The organism is Streptomyces sp. NPDC002054 (genome assembly GCF_040296685.1).
In the GTDB taxonomy this organism is placed as follows: domain Bacteria; phylum Actinomycetota; class Actinomycetes; order Streptomycetales; family Streptomycetaceae; genus Streptomyces.
The window spans coordinates 56,430-75,587 of the sequence record NZ_JBEOXT010000040.1; the positions used below are offsets into that span (position 1 = coordinate 56,430).

Annotated in this window: 18 protein-coding genes and 1 tRNA gene; 16 read left to right on the forward strand and 3 right to left on the reverse strand. The window is 70.4% G+C overall.

The genetic code is table 11. The annotated features are described in order from the left end of the window. Positions 1 to 95 precede the first annotated feature (95 nt). The 9 genes from ABT123_RS30665 (at position 96) to ABT123_RS30705 (ending at position 8,605) form a co-directional block, all read left to right on the forward strand. Positions 96 to 596, forward strand: a complete 501-nt coding sequence (locus tag ABT123_RS30665; protein ID WP_351320575.1) for a DUF2563 family protein — start codon at positions 96 to 98, stop codon at positions 594 to 596. Positions 597 to 640: 44 nt separating this feature from the next. Continuing rightward, positions 641 to 2,053: a hypothetical protein gene (locus tag ABT123_RS30670; protein WP_351320577.1), complete on the forward strand. Its 1,413-nt coding sequence runs from the start codon at positions 641 to 643 to the stop codon at positions 2,051 to 2,053. Between the two features lie 50 nt (positions 2,054 to 2,103). Beyond that, positions 2,104 to 3,255, forward strand: a complete 1,152-nt coding sequence (gene mycP, locus ABT123_RS30675) for a type VII secretion-associated serine protease mycosin (RefSeq protein ID WP_351320579.1) — start codon at positions 2,104 to 2,106, stop codon at positions 3,253 to 3,255. Between the two features lie 37 nt (positions 3,256 to 3,292). Beyond that, complete coding sequence (locus ABT123_RS30680; RefSeq protein WP_351320581.1) at positions 3,293 to 3,724, forward strand: hypothetical protein; 432 nt, start codon at positions 3,293 to 3,295, stop codon at positions 3,722 to 3,724. Positions 3,725 to 3,740: 16 nt separating this feature from the next. After that, entirely contained in the window at positions 3,741 to 6,086 is a 2,346-nt protein-coding gene (locus ABT123_RS30685) for a hypothetical protein (RefSeq protein ID WP_351320583.1), read from the forward strand. Beyond that, the gene (locus ABT123_RS30690; RefSeq protein WP_351320585.1) at positions 6,083 to 6,754 is read left to right on the forward strand and encodes a hypothetical protein; all 672 of its coding nucleotides are present in this window, start codon (positions 6,083 to 6,085) and stop codon (positions 6,752 to 6,754) included. Before ABT123_RS30685 ends, ABT123_RS30690 begins: the two co-directional genes overlap by 4 nt. Before the next feature lie 17 nt (positions 6,755 to 6,771). After that, positions 6,772 to 7,458, forward strand: coding sequence for a hypothetical protein (locus ABT123_RS30695; protein ID WP_351320587.1), 687 nt, complete (start codon positions 6,772 to 6,774; stop codon positions 7,456 to 7,458). A gap of 127 nt (positions 7,459 to 7,585) precedes the next feature. Next, positions 7,586 to 7,987: a hypothetical protein gene (locus ABT123_RS30700; RefSeq protein ID WP_351320589.1), complete on the forward strand. Its 402-nt coding sequence runs from the start codon at positions 7,586 to 7,588 to the stop codon at positions 7,985 to 7,987. A gap of 66 nt (positions 7,988 to 8,053) precedes the next feature. Beyond that, a complete protein-coding gene (locus ABT123_RS30705; protein ID WP_351320591.1) occupies positions 8,054 to 8,605 on the forward strand; it encodes a hypothetical protein in 552 nt (183 codons plus the stop codon). Positions 8,606 to 8,651: 46 nt separating this feature from the next. Here ABT123_RS30705 and ABT123_RS30710 read toward each other — a convergent pair. After that, positions 8,652 to 8,723: transfer RNA gene (locus ABT123_RS30710), tRNA-Cys, on the reverse strand. 202 nt (positions 8,724 to 8,925) lie between these two features. Between ABT123_RS30710 and ABT123_RS30715 the strand changes: the two genes are divergently transcribed. The 6 genes from ABT123_RS30715 (at position 8,926) to ABT123_RS30740 (ending at position 15,093) form a co-directional block, all read left to right on the forward strand. Then, positions 8,926 to 10,452, forward strand: coding sequence for an MFS transporter (locus ABT123_RS30715; RefSeq protein ID WP_351320593.1), 1,527 nt, complete (start codon positions 8,926 to 8,928; stop codon positions 10,450 to 10,452). A 31-nt stretch (positions 10,453 to 10,483) separates the two neighbouring features. Then, complete coding sequence (locus ABT123_RS30720; protein WP_351320595.1) at positions 10,484 to 10,684, forward strand: hypothetical protein; 201 nt, start codon at positions 10,484 to 10,486, stop codon at positions 10,682 to 10,684. A 20-nt stretch (positions 10,685 to 10,704) separates the two neighbouring features. Next, positions 10,705 to 11,148 carry a type II toxin-antitoxin system death-on-curing family toxin gene (locus tag ABT123_RS30725; protein ID WP_351320625.1) on the forward strand — a complete coding sequence of 148 codons (444 nt, stop codon included), beginning with the start codon at positions 10,705 to 10,707 and terminating at the stop codon, positions 11,146 to 11,148. Positions 11,149 to 11,263: 115 nt separating this feature from the next. Then, entirely contained in the window at positions 11,264 to 13,051 is a 1,788-nt protein-coding gene (locus tag ABT123_RS30730) for a DEAD/DEAH box helicase (protein WP_351320597.1), read from the forward strand. A gap of 454 nt (positions 13,052 to 13,505) precedes the next feature. Continuing rightward, on the forward strand, positions 13,506 to 14,147 hold the full coding sequence (locus tag ABT123_RS30735; protein ID WP_351320599.1) for an IclR family transcriptional regulator: 642 nt from the start codon (positions 13,506 to 13,508) through the stop codon (positions 14,145 to 14,147). A gap of 148 nt (positions 14,148 to 14,295) precedes the next feature. After that, positions 14,296 to 15,093, forward strand: coding sequence for a S16 family serine protease (locus tag ABT123_RS30740; protein WP_351320601.1), 798 nt, complete (start codon positions 14,296 to 14,298; stop codon positions 15,091 to 15,093). Here the strand turns inward: ABT123_RS30740 and ABT123_RS30745 are convergent, their stop codons facing one another. Beyond that, entirely contained in the window at positions 15,094 to 15,564 is a 471-nt protein-coding gene (locus ABT123_RS30745; protein ID WP_351320603.1) for an Lrp/AsnC family transcriptional regulator, read from the reverse strand. 122 nt (positions 15,565 to 15,686) lie between these two features. On the opposite strand from ABT123_RS30745, the gene hppD reads away from it, so the two are divergent. Next, positions 15,687 to 16,832 carry a 4-hydroxyphenylpyruvate dioxygenase gene (hppD, locus tag ABT123_RS30750; protein ID WP_351320605.1) on the forward strand — a complete coding sequence of 382 codons (1,146 nt, stop codon included), beginning with the start codon at positions 15,687 to 15,689 and terminating at the stop codon, positions 16,830 to 16,832. Positions 16,833 to 17,568: 736 nt separating this feature from the next. Here hppD and ABT123_RS30755 read toward each other — a convergent pair. Next, positions 17,569 to 19,092: a tetratricopeptide repeat protein gene (locus tag ABT123_RS30755; RefSeq protein ID WP_351320607.1), complete on the reverse strand. Its 1,524-nt coding sequence runs from the start codon at positions 19,090 to 19,092 to the stop codon at positions 17,569 to 17,571. Positions 19,093 to 19,158: the final 66 nt, after the last annotated feature.

Consider the following 19,158-nt stretch of genomic DNA (forward strand, 5'->3'; position numbering starts at 1 on the left):
GCGCACCGCACGCCAACAGGTGCGAACGGGAACGGGACGGGGAGCGGCGGGAACGCCGCGGCAACGGGGAGAGACGGGGAGACGGGGAGGCCATCATGGCTGGGGATTCGATTGAGGCGGTGCTGCCGTTCGTACCGGGCGGCAGCATGATCTCGTTGGTGAACAGGGGCCTGATCGGGGCACAGGCGCCGGCTCTGTTCGTCGAGCACGAGTCGATGGTGAGCTACAAGAAGCGTGTGGACGCCCTGCTGGACCAGTTGAAGGGTTCCAAGGCCGAACACGGCAAGTTCGCCGACGGCACCCTGGGCGCGGGCGACCTGGGGACCGGCTTCGCGGAGGCGGCCGGCCTGCACACGGCGTACAACAAGGTCCGCTCGGAGATGGAGAACCTCTCGAAGGCGCTGGCGAACCAGATCGAGTCGCTGGCGATCGCGATCGAGGCCTCCCGGGTGGGCTACGAGAACATGGACGAGGACGTCAAGGCGCGGATGCGCGCGCTGCAGCGGCAGGCGGAGAAGCAGTACGTAGCGGAGCGCGATCCCGAGGCGCCCAAGCCGAGCGAGCCCGCGAAGGATGCGGCCGGGGGTGACATGTAATGGCAACGAACTTCGAGGGCTACTCGCACAAGGAACTGCTGGCGATGCTGGCCTCGGTGGACGGTGAGAAGGTCAAGACGCGCGGCCAGCTCCTGAAGGACGCCGAGATCGAGATCACGAAGATCGGCAACGACCTCAAGAACCACAAGGTCGAGAACTGGGAGGGCCAGGCCGCCGAGGCCTTCCAGGACTGGGTGAACCGGCTGGGCAACTCGACGCTGCGACTGGGCGAGTACAGCAAGACCGGCGGCGAGTGGATGGTCAACGCGGCGCAGACGATCGTCGAGGTCAAGGCGAACATGCCGGCGTACGACCAGAAGTCGTACGACAACCTGGAGGCGTCGCGGGAGGCCCGCAACGACCCGGACGCGCAGAAGATCGGCATGACGGCTCACTCGAAGCTGGCTGGGGACCGCCTCGAGGCTGTGCAGCAGATGAACAAGCTGGCGCAGTCGTATGAGGCGTCGACGACGCAGATCAATGCGGCGCCGATCCCGACGTTTCCGCCTGCGCCGCCGGAGGTTGTGCCTCAGGAGGTTGGCGGGGAGGGCGAGATGTCTCGCCAGGGCGGTGGCGACCCTGCCCTCCGCAACGGTTTGCGCGAGGCGAACTACCAGACCCCGAGCGGCGACACCCGCGGTCCTTCGTCGGAGCCCGGCTCGGTTCCCGGTCACCAGCCGAAGAATCCTGACCCCACCACGCCGTCGACGGTCCCGCCGGCGCCGGATCGGGGGCCGGGGTCCCCCACACCGCCGCCCCTGCCCGACAGGGACGTCAACGTCGATCTGGACAGCGTCAAGACGCTGCCGCCCCAGACGACCTCACCGGTCATCCCGGTTGCGCCCTCGCCCGGCCCCGGTGCTCCGCCGACCGGGCCGGTGCCGCCTGTGATGCTTCCGCCGGTCGGCGGTCCGCCCACACTCGGCCCTGGTCCCGGCCGCCCGCCCGGTCCGATCCCCGGTATCCCGGGTATCCCCGGCATCCCTGGGGCCCCCGGTCCCGGGTCTCCGCCGGTCAGCAAGCTTGCCGGCCCCAACGCCCTCCCGCCGCGTGACTCCGGCATCCACGGTGGACGTCAGGTCAACACGACCGGCCCGCAGTCCGGGCTCCACCGCGGCACGGTCATCGGCGAAGGCGGCCCCGGGCAGGCAGGACGGAGCGGTTACGGCCCCGGCATGGGAAGCGGCGGATTCGGCGGCGGCGCCCAGGGCGGCGGCGTGCCCGGTGCGGGTCGTCGGCTGGCAAGCGAGCCCGGCGGGGTCGTCGGTGGCCGACCGGCCGGTGGGGCCACCGCTGGTGCCCGACCCTTCACGCAGGGTGGTTCGGGCCTGGTCCGCGGCAGCCAGACGCCGGGTCGGCGTCCGCAGCGCGAGAACGGTGAACGTCCGGACTACCTGTCCGAGGACGAGGAGACCTGGCAGGGTGACCGTCGTATTGTCCCGCCGGTAGTCGACTGAGCGAACGGATTCTGTACGAGATGCGCATGCGGAGAGCCACATCTGTCCTCATGGGTCTGCTGTTGGCCGGAGTCGCCGCGACTCCGGCCCACGCGGCGTCCATCAGGTCGCAGCAATGGCATCTCGACTCCATGAAGGCCGATGAGATGTGGAAGAGCAGCACCGGCAAAGGGGTCACCGTTGCGGTGATTGATACCGGTGTTGGCCACCTCCCAGAGCTGGAAGGCCAGGTTCTGCGGGGCAAGAACCTGGCCCCGGGCGTCAAGGGAGACGAGCGCCAGGACTATGACGGTCATGGGACCACCATCTCGGCGGTTATCGCGGGGACGGGTAAGCATCCTTCTGGCGACGGGGCCTTCGGTCTCGCGCCGGGTGTCAAGATCCTGCCGATCCGTGTTCCGAGCGAGCGGGATCCCAAGACCCCCAATTGGGTTGAGGCGATCAGGTACGCGGCAGATTCAGATGCCAAGATCATCAACATCTCGTTGGCGGCTGTCAGCAACGGCAAGGAGAACGACGCCCTGCGGGCCGAGGCGGTGAAGTATGCCCACTCAAAGGGGAAGATCATCTTTGCCGGTGTGGGTAACTCGGCACAGAGCTACAACGAAATCCTGTTCCCGGCAGCTACGCCGGGCGTAGTCGGCGTAGCTGCCATCGACCGGCAGGGCAACGCCACCGCGGAATCTCAGAAGGGCGCGCAGGTGGACCTTGCCGCGCCCGGAATGGACATCGTCACCGCATGCACAAAGCAGAGCGGGGTCTGCAAATCGCACGGAACCAGTGACGCCACAGCCCTCGCCTCCGCCTCCGCCGCCCTCATCTGGTCCGCTCACCCCGACTGGACCAACAACCAGGTCCTCCGCGTCCTCCTCAACACCGCCGGCAAGCCCCGCGACGGAGTCCAGCGGAACGACCACATCGGCTACGGCGTCGTGCGTCCCCGGATCGCCCTGACCAACCCCGGTGACCCCGGCCCCGCCAACGAGTGGCCGCTGCCCGACCTGGCCGCTCCCGCCTCGGCTCCGCCGAACTCCCCGGCGCCCGCGCCCGCCGGGTCCGCACCAGCGCAGCAGCCGAGCCAGGCTGCCGCCGACAGCGGTGATGACGGCAGCAGTCTTCCCTGGATCGCCCTCGGGCTCGGCGCCGCCGTGCTCATCGGGGGAGCCGTCACCGTCGTGGCCGTACGCGCAAGGAACCGCTGACCAGCAGACTGCAGACAGCAGACAGGACTTGAGCCGCATGTCGTTCGACGAAGAGTGGTCCACCGCCAGGGCAGCCGCCGCCGCGAACGTCGGTACGCGGCTCAACCAACTGCCGGCCGATCCCGGCGGTAGCGGTGGTGGCGGTAATGAGGACCTCCTGGTCAACCAGGACCACATCGGCGCGATCGGCCATGACGCGTACGTCCTCCACGACCGGCTGTCCCGCGACGGCAACCACGCCAAGACCGCCACCGGCGAGGCCGGCAACCAGCTCAAAGGCGAGAGTTTCGCGAGCGGGGCCGCGCTGCTCACGGTGCAGGAGCGGTGGGACTCGCAGCTGAAGACCCTGCTCGCGGGCTGCGCGCACATCTCCAACAGCCTCAACTACTCCGTCAACTCCCTGGGCAAGCAGGACGCGCAGATCCACGCCGCGTTCACGCAGTCCAAGGTCGACGAGTACCTCAAGTAAGGGCAGGGGCAGGCACGTGCTGACGTTCGAGAACGTGATGAACGCACCCCTGGACAAGCTCCAGACGGCGGTGACCGACTGGGGCGCGATGGTCGGCAAGCTGGAGGAGCTGGCCCGGGAGGCCCGCCAGGGCATGCAGGTCAAGGCCGACAAGGCCGAGTGGAGCGGGGTCACCGCGGGGGCCGGGCGGCCGTTCATCGCGAAGGTGGCCAAGGAATTCGACGACGCGGCCAAGCAGGCCAAGGGCATCCACCAGGCCCTGACGAGTGGCCATGCCGCGTTCAAGTCGGCCAAGGACCAGCTCAAGAAGATCGTGGACGTGGAGGCCCCGGCCGCCGGGTTCCGGGTGGATGCCGAGGGCCGGGTGTCCAGGGTGCCTTTCGCCGACCCGGGGACCGAGAACGCAGCCCGGCACGACCCCGACTACATGCAGACCGCACAGCAGCACCGTGGCGAGTGGCAGCGCAAGATCGACGCGATCGTCGAGAGCTGCGACGACGCCGATCAGTCGCTGGCGCGCATGCTGGCGGCGAATGTCACCGACGACCACAACTTCAGTGGGCCGAAGTACACGAGCATCGCCTCCGAACAGGCCGGCCGGGCCGCCGAGCTCGCCAAGAAGGGCCGCGACCTCAAGCACGAGGAGCTCGTCGAGCTCAACGAGCTGCTGGCGGACAACGCCAAGGTGCCGGAGTTCTCGACGAACTTCTACGAGCGGTTGGGTCCGAAGGGCGCGCTCGAGTTCTTCGGGTACATGTCCACGGATACGTACGACTGGTCGAAGGTCGACGCGCAGCGACTGAAGGACGTACAGGAGCTGCAGCGGAACCTTGGCCTCAACCTCGCCACGGCGACCAGCTCCAAGACCGAGCCCCACCTGCCGGACAGCTTTGCCCAGGAACTGCGCAAGCTGGGTACGGAGCGGATTCCGCTGGCCAAGTACGACCAGAACCCGCCGTACGGCTACCAGCTGCTCGGCGGCATCATGCGGTACGGCAACTACGACCCCAAGTTCCTGGTCCCGATCGCGGAACACGCCACCCAGATCCACGCGAAGGACCCGGACTTCTTCAACCAGTCACGGCACCTCAGCGGCTACGGGCAGAACCTCTTCAACCCGTCCGGGGTCAATGGGGCCGGCTACGACCCGGTGGTCAGCTTCCTGGAGGCGCTCGGGCACAGCCCGGAGGCGGCGGCGCAGTTCTTCGACCCGGAGCGTGAACCCCTCCCCGCGTACAACGAGGACGGCACAGTCAAGGCCGGCGAGCCCGACCTGGGCAAGGGCGAGGACAAGAAGCCGATCAAGAACTACCTCGACTTCTTCGGCAACGAGAAGTACGACTTCACCATCGATATGGAGGGGACGAACCCGGACGACCTGGCCAAGGTCCAGAAGTACATGCCGGAGGCGCTCGGCCATGCGCTGGAAGCCGCGACGCTCGGCCACGCGTGGGACGACCCTGCCCCGGAGCTCAACCGGACCGAGACCGGTGCCCGGGTCATGGAGGAGGTCGCGAAGAAGTACGGCGGCGACGCCGGTCTCCTCAAGGCCCACGAGTCGTTGGCCGACAGCGTGGGCAACATGACGGCGGGCTACATCGACGACGTCAACCGGGCCATCGCGGACGTGGGCGACAACAGCGTCTTCCAGCCCAAGGCCGGTGAGCCGGGCCACGCGAATCTGGACCTGCAGGAGGCCCGCGATCTCTTGAGCGCCCTCGGCCAGCATCCCGATGCCTATGCGACCGTTTCCACGGCCGAGCGCATCTACTCGGCCAGCGTCCTGGAGACCCAGGGCTTCCACGACGGCCAGGTCGACGAGGGCAGGGCCCGCGCGACCATCCGGACCACGGCCGAGGTGCAGGGCATGCTCGACGAGTCGCGGGCGAACCAGGTCATCGCGCAGGGCGAGAAGAAGCACGAGGAGTACGAGAAGGCCCACGAGCAGCGGGCGGCCTGGGTGGAGTTCGGTACGACGGCCGCCATCGCGGCCGGTGTCGCCTTCCTTCCGGCCACTGCCGCGGCTGCCGGTGCGGCGGCGATCCTCGTACCGCTGGCCGTGGACGTCGGCAGCGGTGCCGTGGAGCAGGCCGCTTCCTCCGTCATCGGGGAGTGGTCCTCGGATGCGGTGGAGAAGCACAAGGACGACGTGGACGAAAAGACGCATGCCACCACGAAGGAGATGTACCAGGCGGGCGAGCACAGTGCGAAGGCGCCGCTGAAGGAGTTCATGGAGCGGCACCACATCGACCCACTGAGCGAACTCGGCAACGACCTGATGGAGTCCAGGCAGATCGGCTACGGCACCGGTAACGACCTGGCCGACCAGCAGGGCCACGAACCCGAGACGGGCAAGAAGTGATCTCGGCGTACCGGCGGGTCCACACGGTCGGATGCGGGCTTGCCGTCCTCGCGCTGGTGGCCGGATGCAGTACGTCTGAGCCTTCCGCGAAGGCGGAGCCGGAGTACGGATCCGCGGCGCAGATCTGCCAGGGGCTGTTCGACCCGGAGGGCGCCGGGGCTCTGGAGCGGGTGCTCGACTCCACGGAGTTCAGGCTGCGGGACGAGGCGGGTGACCTGGACCTCCGGGCGGTCGGCAAGGGGCTGCAAGGCAGGTACGAAACCGGACAGGGCTTCGGTGACCTGGAGGGAGAGATGTGCCGGGCATCGGGGAGGCCGAAGGGCGGGCGCGCGCCGTACGCGGAGCTCTGGATCGCCGGTGACAAGAAGTACGTCGGTGGCGGGGAGAAGGACCGCGGTCCGGGCGTGATCCACGGCGAGAACCGCGCCCACCTCTGGTACAACTGCGGCAGCCCCCGGGTCGGCTCCACCGACGAGCTCCCCCTGCAGATCCGCCTGACGTTCCGCGACAAGTGGGACGGGAAGAAGGGCGTGGACGTCCGCCGTCCCGACTACGTGGCCATCATGCACTCGGCGGCGCTCGCCATCGCCAAGGAGCTCGGCTGCCAGAACAACGGCGGTCTCCCCGACCGCTCGGAAGACCTTCCCGAATCGGTTCCCGAGACCTAGGTGGCGGTGACGAAGTGATGGAGCGGGTCGTTGCCAAGACGGGAGAACAGGGCGAGCCGCTCGCTGAAATGGCCGACTTCGACAAGACCGCCGTGACCGAGTTCCTTGGGGCGGTGGCCCAGGACCCCGAGGCGTACGGCGCGATCACCAACTCCCAGCGGGCCTTCACCACCACCCTCATCAACGACGTCTTCACACACCGCAGCGAATACAGCGAGGTGGACGCGGCGATCAAGACGGCCGTCCACCCCGGGGGCGAGATCGCGGGCATCCTCTCCGAAGCCAGGGCCCAGGGTGTGTTCGCCGAGAGCGGCCACAAGCAGGAGGAGTACGTCAAGGGCGTCGAGGACACCGCCAAGTGGATCAACCGGGGGATCGACATGGCAGGTGCCAAGTATGTCGAGATGTTCCCGATCGCTGGTGACATCGTGGGGTGGCTCCAGGAGGACATCACCGACAGCGTGGTCGAGAGCGCGAAGAAGGACATCACGGATCGGACCGACAAGGATGACGAGCAGGCGGTGCTGGACTATCAGCAGGCGGATTTGGCGGCGCAGGATGCGGCGGCGGCAGCAGTGAAGAAGGCTGCCGAGGGGTCCGGGCTCTCGGAGCGGGACATCAACGTTCTTGCGGGGGTGGCGGCCACCGAGACCGGCAACGCACATGCCATCGGCCGCGGCGAGCGTCCACCGGCCAAGGGGTGATGCGGGAGTGTCCACACGTCGCAAGATCTTGTCCCTCAGCCTTGGGGCGGCATGTGCTGCAGGCGCCCTATCCGGCTGCTCGGCTGAACCGTCCGTTCCCGAGCTGCCGGCACGGGTGTGCTGGCAGGTGTTCAGCCGTGCCGAAATCCTGCCCTACCTGGGTGAGGGCAAGGAGGCCACCATTGACGAGGCGAGCGGCTTTCTGACTACAGGCGGGACCTGCCGCGTGGACATCGACGGGAAGACCGGCTTCTCCGCCACTGGCCTGCAGCTCAAGGAAGGGCAGAGCTTTCATCACGGTGTCCCGGAGGGCACGGACCCGATCGACTTCGGCAGGAACGGCTGGGTCTATGACGGCGGCGCGAGCGTCGAGTTCACGTGCCGAGCACCTGGGAAGACGACAGAGGTGAGGCTTCAGGTGCACGGATACCTGGACTCGGACAACAAGGCCGACGCGCGCCCCACACACAAGGCTCTCCTGAGGAAGTACTTCGACTTCGCCCACCGGGAACTCAACTGCCGGTCCTGACCACGACAGAGTCGAAGCCCCCGCAGCGGCGGAAAGCCGGTCGCGGAATGCAGAGGTAGGTTCCCGATGTCCTGGAGGCGTGGCCCCGCGTCCCTCGTGATTCCCTTGGTGCTGGTCGGCGGCCTCTCCGCCTGCTCCGAGGAGAAGCCGTCCGTGCCGCAGGGCCCGGAGGCGATGTGCTGGAACGCCTTCGACCGGTCTGATCTCCTGCCCCTGCTCGGAGAGGGGAAGAAGGTTCAAGTCGAGGAATCCATCCGTTCCATGGAGTTTGTCGACGCGGACTGCAAGGTCAGAGTGGACGGGCTGTTCCGTTTCGCGGCGGCGGCGGACAGGAGCAAAGTCGACGTCGGTCTGCTGTATGACTTCCCGCGCGAGAAGCCCGACCGGATCGCCCTCGGGGACGAGGCGGTCGTCTGGGACAAGGGTGCGGCGGTCGCCTTCCGGTGCAAGCGGCCGTCCTGGACGATCAACGTCGAGCTCACGATTCACAGTTGGCGGCCCCCGTCGGGGTCGACGACGCCGCGGGCTGCGAACACGGAGCTGATCCGCAAGTTCTTCGCCTTCGCCCAGAAGAAACTCGCCTGCGATCCGGCCCCCACCACCGGGGCCGGTTCCTGAACATGGTGAAGGCCGCCCAGAGCGCCGGCTGGGCGGCCTTCAGCAGAAGCCGTGACCGGATTCGAACCGGCGTAACTCGCTTTGCAGGCGAGTCCCTCAACCACTCGGGCACACGGCTGTGTGGTGGAGATGACACGACCGTACGGCGGGGCGGGCGGGGGCTGGAAGGGGAGCGCGGGGCCTGCAATGTGACTGCCATGGTGCGTTCACAAAGCTTGGTGTCGGGGATGGGCCTAGGGCTGCTGGAGGAGGGGAGGATCCGTCGAAGGGAGGGGGCGAGGAAAGGGGTGAAACCCGGGGATGGCCCTTAGCCTGGGGCGATGAGTGCCCTTGAGCCCCGTGCCGACGAGATAGCCCCGCCCGCCGCGCCCCAGTCGGCCGGCGGCGGTGGGATTCTCGGGCCTGCGCACCGGACGCTCAGCCTCGGGATCATCTCCGTTATTTTCCTGGTTGCTTTTGAGGCGACCGCCGTCGGGACGGCCATGCCGGTGGCCGCCCGTGAGCTCAAGGGCATCGGGCTCTATGCCTTCGCCTTCTCCGCGTACTTCACCACCAGCCTCTTCGGCATGGTGCTGTCCGGCCAGTGGGCCGACCGGGCCGGGCCGTTGCGGCCCCTGGCCGTCGGGATCGCCTCCTTCGCGAGCGGGCTGGTGCTCTCCGGGGCCGCCGGGGCGATGTGGCTGTTCGTGCTCGGGCGGGCCGTGCAGGGCTTCGGTGGCGGCCTGGTGATCGTCGCGCTGTATGTGGTGGTCAGCCGGGCGTACGACGAGCGGATGCGGCCCGCGATCATGGCGGCCTTCGCGGCCAGCTGGGTGGTGCCGTCCATCGTCGGGCCGCTGGCCTCCGGGACGGTCACCGAGCACCTCGGCTGGCGGTGGGTGTTCCTCGGGATTCCCGCGCTGGTCGTCGTACCGCTCGTGGTCGCGCTGCCCGCGATCCGGCGGACCGCCTCCGGGCCGGTGGATCCGGGAGGGCCGCCCGTACCGTTCGACCGGCGCCGGATCCGGCTCGCTCTCGGTATTTCGCTGGGGGCCGGGCTGCTCCAGTACGCCGCCCAGGACCTGCGCTGGCTGTCGGTCCTGCCCGGGGTCGCGGGCGCGGCCCTGCTGGTGCCGGCGGTCCTCGGGCTGCTGCCGCGCGGCACCTACCTGGCCCGGCGCGGGCTGCCCTCGGTGGTGCTGCTGCGCGGGCTCGCGGCCGGGTCGTTCATCGCCGCCGAGAGCTTCGTACCGCTGATGCTGGTCACCCAGCGCGGGATGAGCCCGACCCTGGCCGGGTTCTCGCTGGCGCTGGGCGGGCTGACCTGGGCGGGCGGGTCCTGGATCCAGTCGAAGGGGCGGATGGCGCCGTACCGGGTGCGGCTGATGGTGCTGGGCATGGTGCTGGTGGCTGCGGCCATCGCCGCCGCGCCGGCCGTGCTGATCGAATCGGTGCCGGTGTGGACCCTGGCGCTGGCCTGGGCGGTGGGCTGCCTCGGGATGGGCCTGGTGATCGGCTCCACGAGCGTGCTGCTGCTGAAGCTGTCGCCGCCGGAGGAGGCGGGCACGAACTCCGCCGCCCTGCAGATCTCGGACGCGCTGGCGAACGTGGTGCTGCTGGCGGGCGGTGGTGCGGCCTTCGCTGCGCTGGGCGGGGGAGCGGTGGGCGCGGCCCACGCGGCCCATGCGGTCAGCGAGGGTGCCGGTTCCGCTTCGCACCCCGGTGCCTTTGTCGTCGTGTTCCTGCCGATGGCCTGCGTGGCCCTGGTCGGCGCCTGGGTCGCCACCCGCCTGGACCCCGTCCCGGCCCGTCCCGGTCCGGATGCGGCGCCCGCCGTCCCGCTGCCGCCCGGGGCGAAATCCGGATGAGCAGCCTGCTCCGGGCCCCTATTCTCGCCGTGTGAACGAGATCACCCTGTGGCTCTCCGCCGCCGAACGCGCGGAGCTCGACGACCTGGCCGACGCCGTCGGCCAAACCTCCGAGGAGTGGGCGGCGGACGCCGTACGGGCGGCCCTGCGCGCCGACCGTCGGCTGGTCGGCCGGGAGGCCGAGCGACTGGCGCGCCGGCACGCGCCGCTGTTGAAGCGGCTGGGCGAATGACCGCCCCCACGCCGCGCGGCATGTCCGAGACCGCCGCCCCGGCTCCCGCGGAGCCCGGGCCGGCGCCGGCCGAGCGGCACCTCACGGTCGCCGAGGTGACCGACCTCGCGCGGCACGCCTGTCTCGCCAAGGACCAGCCGGTGGAGCTGCGCTCCCCGGGCTTGCTGGAGTCGGCGGTGCGGCGGCCACGGGCGCGGATGTACGGGGTGTCCGCGTACCAGGACCGGTTCGAACAGGCCGCCGCGCTGCTGCACGGCATCGCCGCCAACCACCCCCTGGTGGACGGCAACAAGCGCACCGCCTGGCTGGCCGCGGTGACCTTCCTCGCGGTCAACGGGATCGACCTGGCCGAGGCAGACCAGGACGCCGCGTACGAGCTCGTGATCGAGGTCGCCGAGGGCTCCCTCGCCGAAACGGACCGGATCGCGGACCGGCTGCGCCGGCTGCACGGCACCGCCGTGTGACCCTCGCCGCACGTCGCGAGGTCACGGGCCTGTCCCGCCACGAGGAGCGTGAAAGGCCCGGTAGGGTGGCCCGGTTGTCCTACGTACGACTGCCGAGAGCGACGAACCGGAGACCGTGACTACTACCGCCTCCCACCACCTCTCACCCGCCTTTCCCGGCCGTGCCCCCTGGGGTACCGCCAGCAAGCTGCGTGCCTGGCAGCAGGGGGCGCTGGACAAGTACATCCAGACCCAGCCACGCGACTTCCTCGCGGTCGCGACCCCCGGCGCCGGAAAGACCACCTTCGCGCTCACCCTCGCCTCCTGGCTGCTGCACCACCACGTGGTGCAGCAGGTGACCGTGGTCGCCCCCACCGAGCACCTGAAGAAGCAGTGGGCGGAGGCCGCGGCCCGGATAGGCATCCGGCTCGACCCCGAGTATTCGGCCGGGCCGCTGAGCAAGGAGTACCACGGGGTCGCCGTCACCTACGCGGGTGTGGGTGTGCGTCCGATGCTGCACCGCAACCGGTGCGAGCAGCGCAAGACCCTGGTGATCCTGGACGAGATCCACCACGCCGGCGACTCCAAGTCCTGGGGCGAGGCCTGCCTGGAGGCCTTCGACCCGGCGACCCGGCGGCTGGCCCTGACCGGTACCCCCTTCCGGTCCGACACCAACCCCATCCCCTTCGTCACGTACGAGGAGGGGAACGACGGGATCCGGCGGTCCTCCGCCGACTACACCTACGGCTACGGCAACGCCCTCGGCGACGGCGTCGTCCGGCCCGTCATCTTCCTCTCCTACAGCGGCAACATGCGCTGGCGGACCAAGGCGGGCGACGAGATCGCCGCCAAGCTCGGCGAGCCGATGACCAAGGACGCCATCAGCCAGGCCTGGCGCACCGCACTGGACCCGCGCGGCGACTGGATGCCGAACGTGCTGCGGGCCGCCGACCAGCGGCTGACCGAGGTCCGCAAGGGCATCCCGGACGCCGGCGGCCTGGTGATCGCCACCGACCAGGACTCGGCGCGGGCGTACGCCAAGCTGCTCCGCGAGATCACCGGCACCAAGGCGACCGTCGTCCTGTCCGACGACACGGGCGCGTCGAAGCGGATCGACGACTTCAGCGCGAACGACGACCGCTGGATGGTCGCGGTCCGGATGGTGTCCGAGGGCGTGGACGTACCGCGCCTCGCGGTCGGCGTGTACGCCACCACCATCTCCACCCCGCTGTTCTTCGCCCAGGCGGTCGGCCGCTTCGTGCGGTCGCGGCGGCGCGGCGAGACGGCCTCGGTGTTCCTGCCGACCATCCCGTACCTGCTCGGCTTCGCCAACGAGATGGAGGTCGAGCGCGACCACGTGCTCGACAAGCCGAAGAAGCAGGGCGAGGACGAGGACCCGTACGCCGAGTCCGAGAAGGAGATGGACGAGGCGAACCGGCAGGAGGACGAGGACACCGGCGAGCAGGACATGCTGCCCTTCGAGGCGCTGGAGTCCGACGCGGTCTTCGACCGGGTGCTGTTCGACGGCGCCGAGTTCGGCATGCAGGCCCACCCGGGCAGCGAGGAGGAGCAGGACTACCTCGGCATCCCCGGCCTGCTGGAACCGGACCAGGTGCAGATGCTGCTGCAGAAGCGGCAGGCCCGGCAGATCGCGCACAGCCGGAAGCGGCCCGACACGGAGGCGGACCTGCTGGAGCTGCCGGCCGAGCGGCGGCCGGTGGTCTCGCACAAGGAACTGCTGGAGCTGCGGAAGTCGCTGAACACGATGGTCGGCGCGTACGTCCACCAGAGCGGCAAGCCGCACGGGGTGATCCACACCGAGCTGCGGCGGGTGTGCGGCGGGCCGCCGAGCGCGGAGGCGACGGCGGGGCAGCTGCGCGAGCGGATCAAAAAGGTCCAGGAGTGGGCGACCCGGATGCGGTGACGGGCTGAGCCGTTCCTACGGAACGCGGGACGGGGTCCGTGCGGAGTTTCGCACGGGCCCCGTCCGGCTTTTCGCACGGCCCCGTCCGGCTTCGGGCGCCTGGTTTGCGGTCCGTTGCGGGGGCCTTCGGCGTTCTTTCGAGGTTCTTTCGAACCCGTTCATACTCCCGGGGCCGTATGGAGGTTCTGAGACGGGGGTCATGACAAATAGGCACACCGAGCGGCTGCGCAAAGGCCACATACAGGGATTCGGCGCCCGGATTCTGGACGAGGCCTTCCGCTGAGCGAACCCGCTCGCTACTGTCCCCGCATCGAAACGCCCCGTGGCAGCGCCGCCACGGGAGCGCAGCCGGTGCCATGGCCTTATCCGGCGGCCTCTCCATGCGTCGCCGATGGGACCGGCGGAGCCTTGGCTTTGAGAGTTCACCGCCGCTCACCACAGAGGGAGAGGTGTCGTGACCGCGGAAACCTCGCAGACTCTCGACCGAGGGCTCCGAGTTCTCAAGCTGCTCGCCGATACCGATCACGGTCTGACCGTCACCGAGCTCTCCAACCGGCTCGGGGTCAACCGCACCGTCGTCTACCGCCTGCTCGCCACGCTGGAACAGCACGCCCTGGTCCGCCGCGACCTCGGCGGCCGGGCCCGCGTGGGTCTCGGTGTGCTGAGACTGGGCCGGCAGGTGCACCCACTTGTACGCGAGGCAGCCCTGCCCGCGCTCCGCTCCCTCGCCGAGGACATAGGGGCCACCGCGCACCTGACACTCGTCGACGGCACCGAAGCGCTGGCCGTGGCCGTCGTGGAGCCCACCTGGACCGACTACCACGTCGCGTACCGGGCGGGCTTCCGGCATCCGCTGGACCGCGGTGCCGCGGGCCGAGCCATCCTGGCCGCCAGGCAGGGTGGACTCACCGAGCCCGGCTACACCCTCACCCACGGAGAACTAGAGGCCGGCGCCAGCGGAGCTGCTGCACCGCTGGTCGGCATCACCGGTCTGGAGGGCAGTGTCGGCGTCGTCATGCTGGCCGAAGCCGTGCCGGAGCGGGTGGGGCCGCGGGTGGTCGACGCCGCGCGCGAGGTCGCCGACGCGCTGCGCTGACGCCGCCCGCACTGCGCCGTACCGCGCTCGTACCGCGCTCTCAGCCGTGCCCCCGGCTCCGCCTCACCGGCGGGGCCGGGGGCGCGGCTGTGCCCGGCCACGCGCGGGCGGAGCCGGGCCGGGCCGGGCGGGAGGCTAGATTGGCCGGGTGCTCTCACGCCTCTCACGTCTCCCGCGTCCCGTCGCTCTCGCCGTCTGTGCCGTGCCCGCACTCGCACTGCTGCTGGTCGCGGCCTTCGCGCCGCTGCCCTTCGTACTGGCCCAGCCGGGGCTGACGGCCGACGTGCTCGGCGCCAAGGACGGCAAGAGCGTCATCACCGTCTCCGGTGCGCCCATCCGCCCGACCAAGGGACAGCTCCGGATGACCACGATCGTCGCCACCGGCCCCTCCCAGGAGGTGCGCCTGGCGGACCTGGTCGGCGACTGGTTCCGCACCGACCGGGCGGTCATGCCCAAGGAGGCCGTGTACCCGTCCGGCGAGAGCGACAGGGAGATCGAGGCGCACAACCTGGAGCAAATGGAGAAGTCGCAGTCCACCGCCACCCAGGCCGCCCTCGGATACCTGAAGAAGGACCCGAAGCAGGTGAAGGTGGACCTCAACCTCGCCGATGTGGGCGGGCCCAGCGCCGGACTGCTGTTCTCCCTCGGCATCGTCGACAAGCTCGACGGCGACGGCAGCGGCGGGGACCTCACCGGCGGCCGGACCGTGGCCGGCACCGGCACGATCGACGCGAAGGGCACGGTCGGCGCGGTCGGCGGGGTGGCCCTGAAGACCCAGGCCGCCCACCGCGACGGGGCCACGGTGTTCCTCGTACCGAAGGCCGAGTGCTCGGACGCCAAGACCGAGCTCCCCGAGGGGCTGCGGCTGATCCCCGTCACCTCGCTGACGGACGCGGTGTCCTCGCTGCGGGAACTGAACCGGGGCGGAACCGTTCCGTCCTGCTGACTAGTCGTCTTCCGCCGCCTGTTCGACCAGGGGGATGATCCGCAGGGGTACGGGATTCTCCATGACGATCGCCGTCGAGGCCCGCACGATGCCCTCGAATCCGACGACCCGGTCGATCACCCGCTGGAGGTCGGCGTTGGAGCGGGCCACCAGGCGGCACAGCATGTCCCCGTGCCCGGTGGTCGTGTGCAGCTCCAGCACCTCCGGCACGGTGGCCAAGTGGGCCCGTACGTCCGCCCCTTGACCCTGTTTGATCTCCAGGGTGGCGAAGGCCGTCACCGGGTAGCCGAGGGCGGCCGGATCCACCTGCGGGCCGAAGCCGCGGATCACTCCGCTCGACTGGAGCCGGTCCAGCCGGGCCTGCACCGTGCCTCGGGCCACGCCGAGCCGGCGGGAGGCCTCCAGGACCCCGATCCGGGGCTCGCGGGCCAGGAGAACGATGAGTCTGCCATCGAGACTGTCGATGCCCATGAGGCGCCTTCCGGTAGTCATCCTGCACAGATATTCCAGTCCTGCGGAGCTGTGGCTGGGCAATCTGTATACCGGAACAAGAAACTATTGCGCAGCTTGTGGATCGGCGGGACTCTGCGGTCATGACTGAGACCCTGGATCAGAACCCCGAGACGGCGCGTGAGGCAGACCCCTTCCCGGTGAAGGGCATGGACGCGGTGGTCTTCGCCGTCGGCAACGCCAAGCAGGCGGCGCACTACTACTCCACCGCCTTCGGCATGAAGCTCGTGGCCTACTCCGGACCGGAGACCGGCAGCCGCGAGACGGCCAGTTACGTCCTCACCAACGGCTCCGCGCGGTTCGTCCTGACCTCGGTCATCAAGGCGACCACCGACCACGGCCGCTTCCTCGCCGAGCACGTGGCCGAGCACGGCGACGGCGTCGTCGACCTGGCCATCGAGGTCCCGGACGCGCGGGCCGCGTACAAGTACGCGGTCGAGCAGGGCGCGCGCGGCCTGGACGAGCCGTACGAGATCACCGACGAGCACGGCACGGTGGTGCTGGCCGCCATCGCCACGTACGGCCAGACCCGCCACACCCTGGTCGACCGCTCCGGCTACTCCGGCCCCTACCTGCCCGGCTACACGGCCGCCGACCCGATCGTCGAGCCCCTGGCGAAGCGGACCTTCCAGGCCATCGACCACTGCGTCGGCAATGTCGAGCTGGGCCGCATGAACGAGTGGGTCGGCTTCTACAACAAGGTCATGGGCTTCACGAACATGAAGGAGTTCGTGGGCGACGACATCGCCACCGAATACTCGGCGCTGATGTCGAAGGTGGTCGCGGACGGCACCAAGAAGGTCAAGTTCCCGATCAACGAGCCGGCGATCGCGAAGAAGAAGTCGCAGATCGACGAGTACCTGGAGTTCTACGGCGGCCCGGGCGTCCAGCACATTGCGCTCGCCTCGAACGACATTGTGGCGACGGTGCGGTCGATGCGGGCGGCGGGCGTGCAGTTCCTGTCGGTGCCGGACACGTACTACGACACGCTCGGCGAGTGGGTCGGTGACACCCGGGTGCCGATCGACGAGCTGCGCGAGCTGAAGATCCTGGCGGACCGGGACGAGGACGGCTACCTGCTGCAGATCTTCACGAAGCCGGTGCAGGACCGGCCGACGGTGTTCTTCGAGATCATCGAGCGGCACGGCTCCATGGGCTTCGGCAAGGGCAACTTCAAGGCGCTGTTCGAGGCGATCGAGCGCGAACAGGACAAGCGCGGCAACCTGTAGCCGCCACCCCGGGCCGGCGCCTGCCCCGGCCCCGTGGGGTGCGCTGCGCGCGGCCATTCCCCCACCCCGCCCCTTCCCGAAACCGGGGCTCCGCCCCGGACCCCGTAGCGGTGCCAGGGCTTCGCCCGGCACCCAAGCCGCGGGGCTGCGCCCCGGGCCCGTGGGGGTGCCCGGGCTCCGCCCGAGGCCGAACCCTGGGGCTCGCCCCGGCCCCGTAGGGTGCTCGGGCTTCGCCCGGGGCCGAACCCCGGGGCTGCGCCCCGGACCCGTGGGGGTGCCCGGGCTTCGCCCGAAGCTGGGCCCCGGGGCTCTGCCCCGGGCGTCCCGCGCCCTGCTGGGTGCCCGGGCTTCGGGGCTCCGCCCCGCGCCCCGTTGGGTGCGCGGCGGGGGTGCCGGGGCGGCAGCCCCGCTCCAGCGGCTGCGCCGCGCCCTGCCGGGCGCTGCCCAGCCCCGCTGTTGCGCGCCCCGGGCGCGCGGCTGCGCGGGGTCTGGGGCGGAGCCCCAGGGAGCGGGGAGGGGCGGGGAGGGGCAATGCCCCGCAGGGGAACGGCCCCGCCGGGCCGCCGGACGCCGGAGGGGTGTGTCCGGTCGGGCCCGGCCGGGGCGGAGCCGGCCATCCGGCCTGCCCGGCCCCGGGCGGGCCCGGCGATGCGGTCTGCTCGGCCAGGTGCGGAGCCGGGTGCGCCGGGGCGGCGGCCAGGCGCGGAGCCAGGGCGGCAGCCCGGGCCGGCATCGGTCAGGGCTTGGGCTTCGGTTTTGCCGGGACGATGTATTGGCTCATGTCCGGCGCCACCCACTTCCCCTTCGGCAGCACATTCTCCGGCCCGCCCGCCCCCGGCTCCCCCACCGCCGCCAACGCCTCCCTCGCCGCCGCCGCCCGCACCGGCGAGAACCCCGGGTTCGTCCGCAACGCCTCCTGCAGGTGCCGCCGCGCCGACGCCGTGTCGCCCAGCGCGCGTTCCATCAGCGCCCGGTGGTACGCGAAGTCCGCGCTCCGCAGCCCCAGGTCCGTCGCCTTCTTCGCGTACTCCAGACCCGACTCGGAGTCCCCGGCCCGGTGCAGCGCCCAGCCCAGCGCGTCCGCGACCTGCACGCTCTTGTGTCGGTCCCACTCCGCCGTCAGCCGCCGTACCGCCGACGTCCGGTCCCCGTGGTCCGCCTCGTACAGGCCCAGCACCACCGCCTCGTTCACTCCGTGAGCTCCGCGCGCGCCCTGCGACCCGTCCCGCGCCGCCAGCCCCGCCAGCAGCGTGTACGGCCCCTCCGCCGCCCGTGCCTCGTCCTCCCGGTCCAGGGACTCCAGCAGCTCCCCGAGCTCCAGGGCCAGCTGCGGCACCGGCGCCCGCCCCAGTGCCATCCGGTAGTCGCGGACCGCCTCCCCGGCCCGCCCCAGCGAGGCCAGCGCCCGGGCCCGGCCGCCCAGTGCCTGGGGCTGGGCCGGATCCGTGCGCAGGGCCGCCTCGTACAGCCGCAGTGCCTCCGTCGTCTCGCCCCGCTCCCAGGCCAGCTCGCCCAGCCGGGACAGGCAGTACGCCTTCTCCGCCGGGGTCTTCGCCGCGCCCGCCGCCTTCTCCATCGAGGCCGTCGCATCCTCCCGCCAGCCCCGGTCCCGGTAGACCTGCGCGGCCCGCGCATGCGCGGCCAGGCCCGGCCGCAGCTCCACCAGCCGCTCCATGGCCTTCTCGGCGGCTTTGTAGTCGCCGGCCCCCGAGTACGCGTCCACCAGCACCGGATACGCCGTCCAGCGCCGCGGCGACTGCGCCCGCACCAGCTCGCCCCACTTCTTCCCGGTCCCGAAGTCCCCCCGGGCATTGGCGAGCGCACCCATGCCCGTCATCGCGTCGAAATTGCCCTGCTCGGCCGACCGCAGCTCCAGCGACCGCTTGAGCGCCTTCTCGGCCTTCGGATACCAGGCCGCATCCGCCCCGCGCCGCGCCTGCTCCAGATAGGCCGAGCCCAGCACCGCCCACGAACCGTGGTCCTCGGCGTGCCCGCGCAGCCACGCCTCCCGGTCCTTGATCAGCGCCGCAAGGTCCACCGAGGCCGCCGGTGAGCCCATGCCGACCGCCGACGCCGCCCGCTCGGTGGGTCCGGGCGGGCGCGGGTCGTCGTCCACCCGGGCCGGGCGGATCACCAGGGCCCCGGCGATCAGGACCACGGCGATGGCCGTGGCCACGAGCGTCTTGCGGCCGGTGAAGGTCACGGGCTGCGGCGGCTGGAATTCCGCCTGCTGACGTTCCTGTCGTTGCTGACGTTCCACCCGCTTACTGTGCGTCAATATGAAGAGCATTCCGCGGTGTCCGAAGACGAGCGCGGCCGTGTTCAC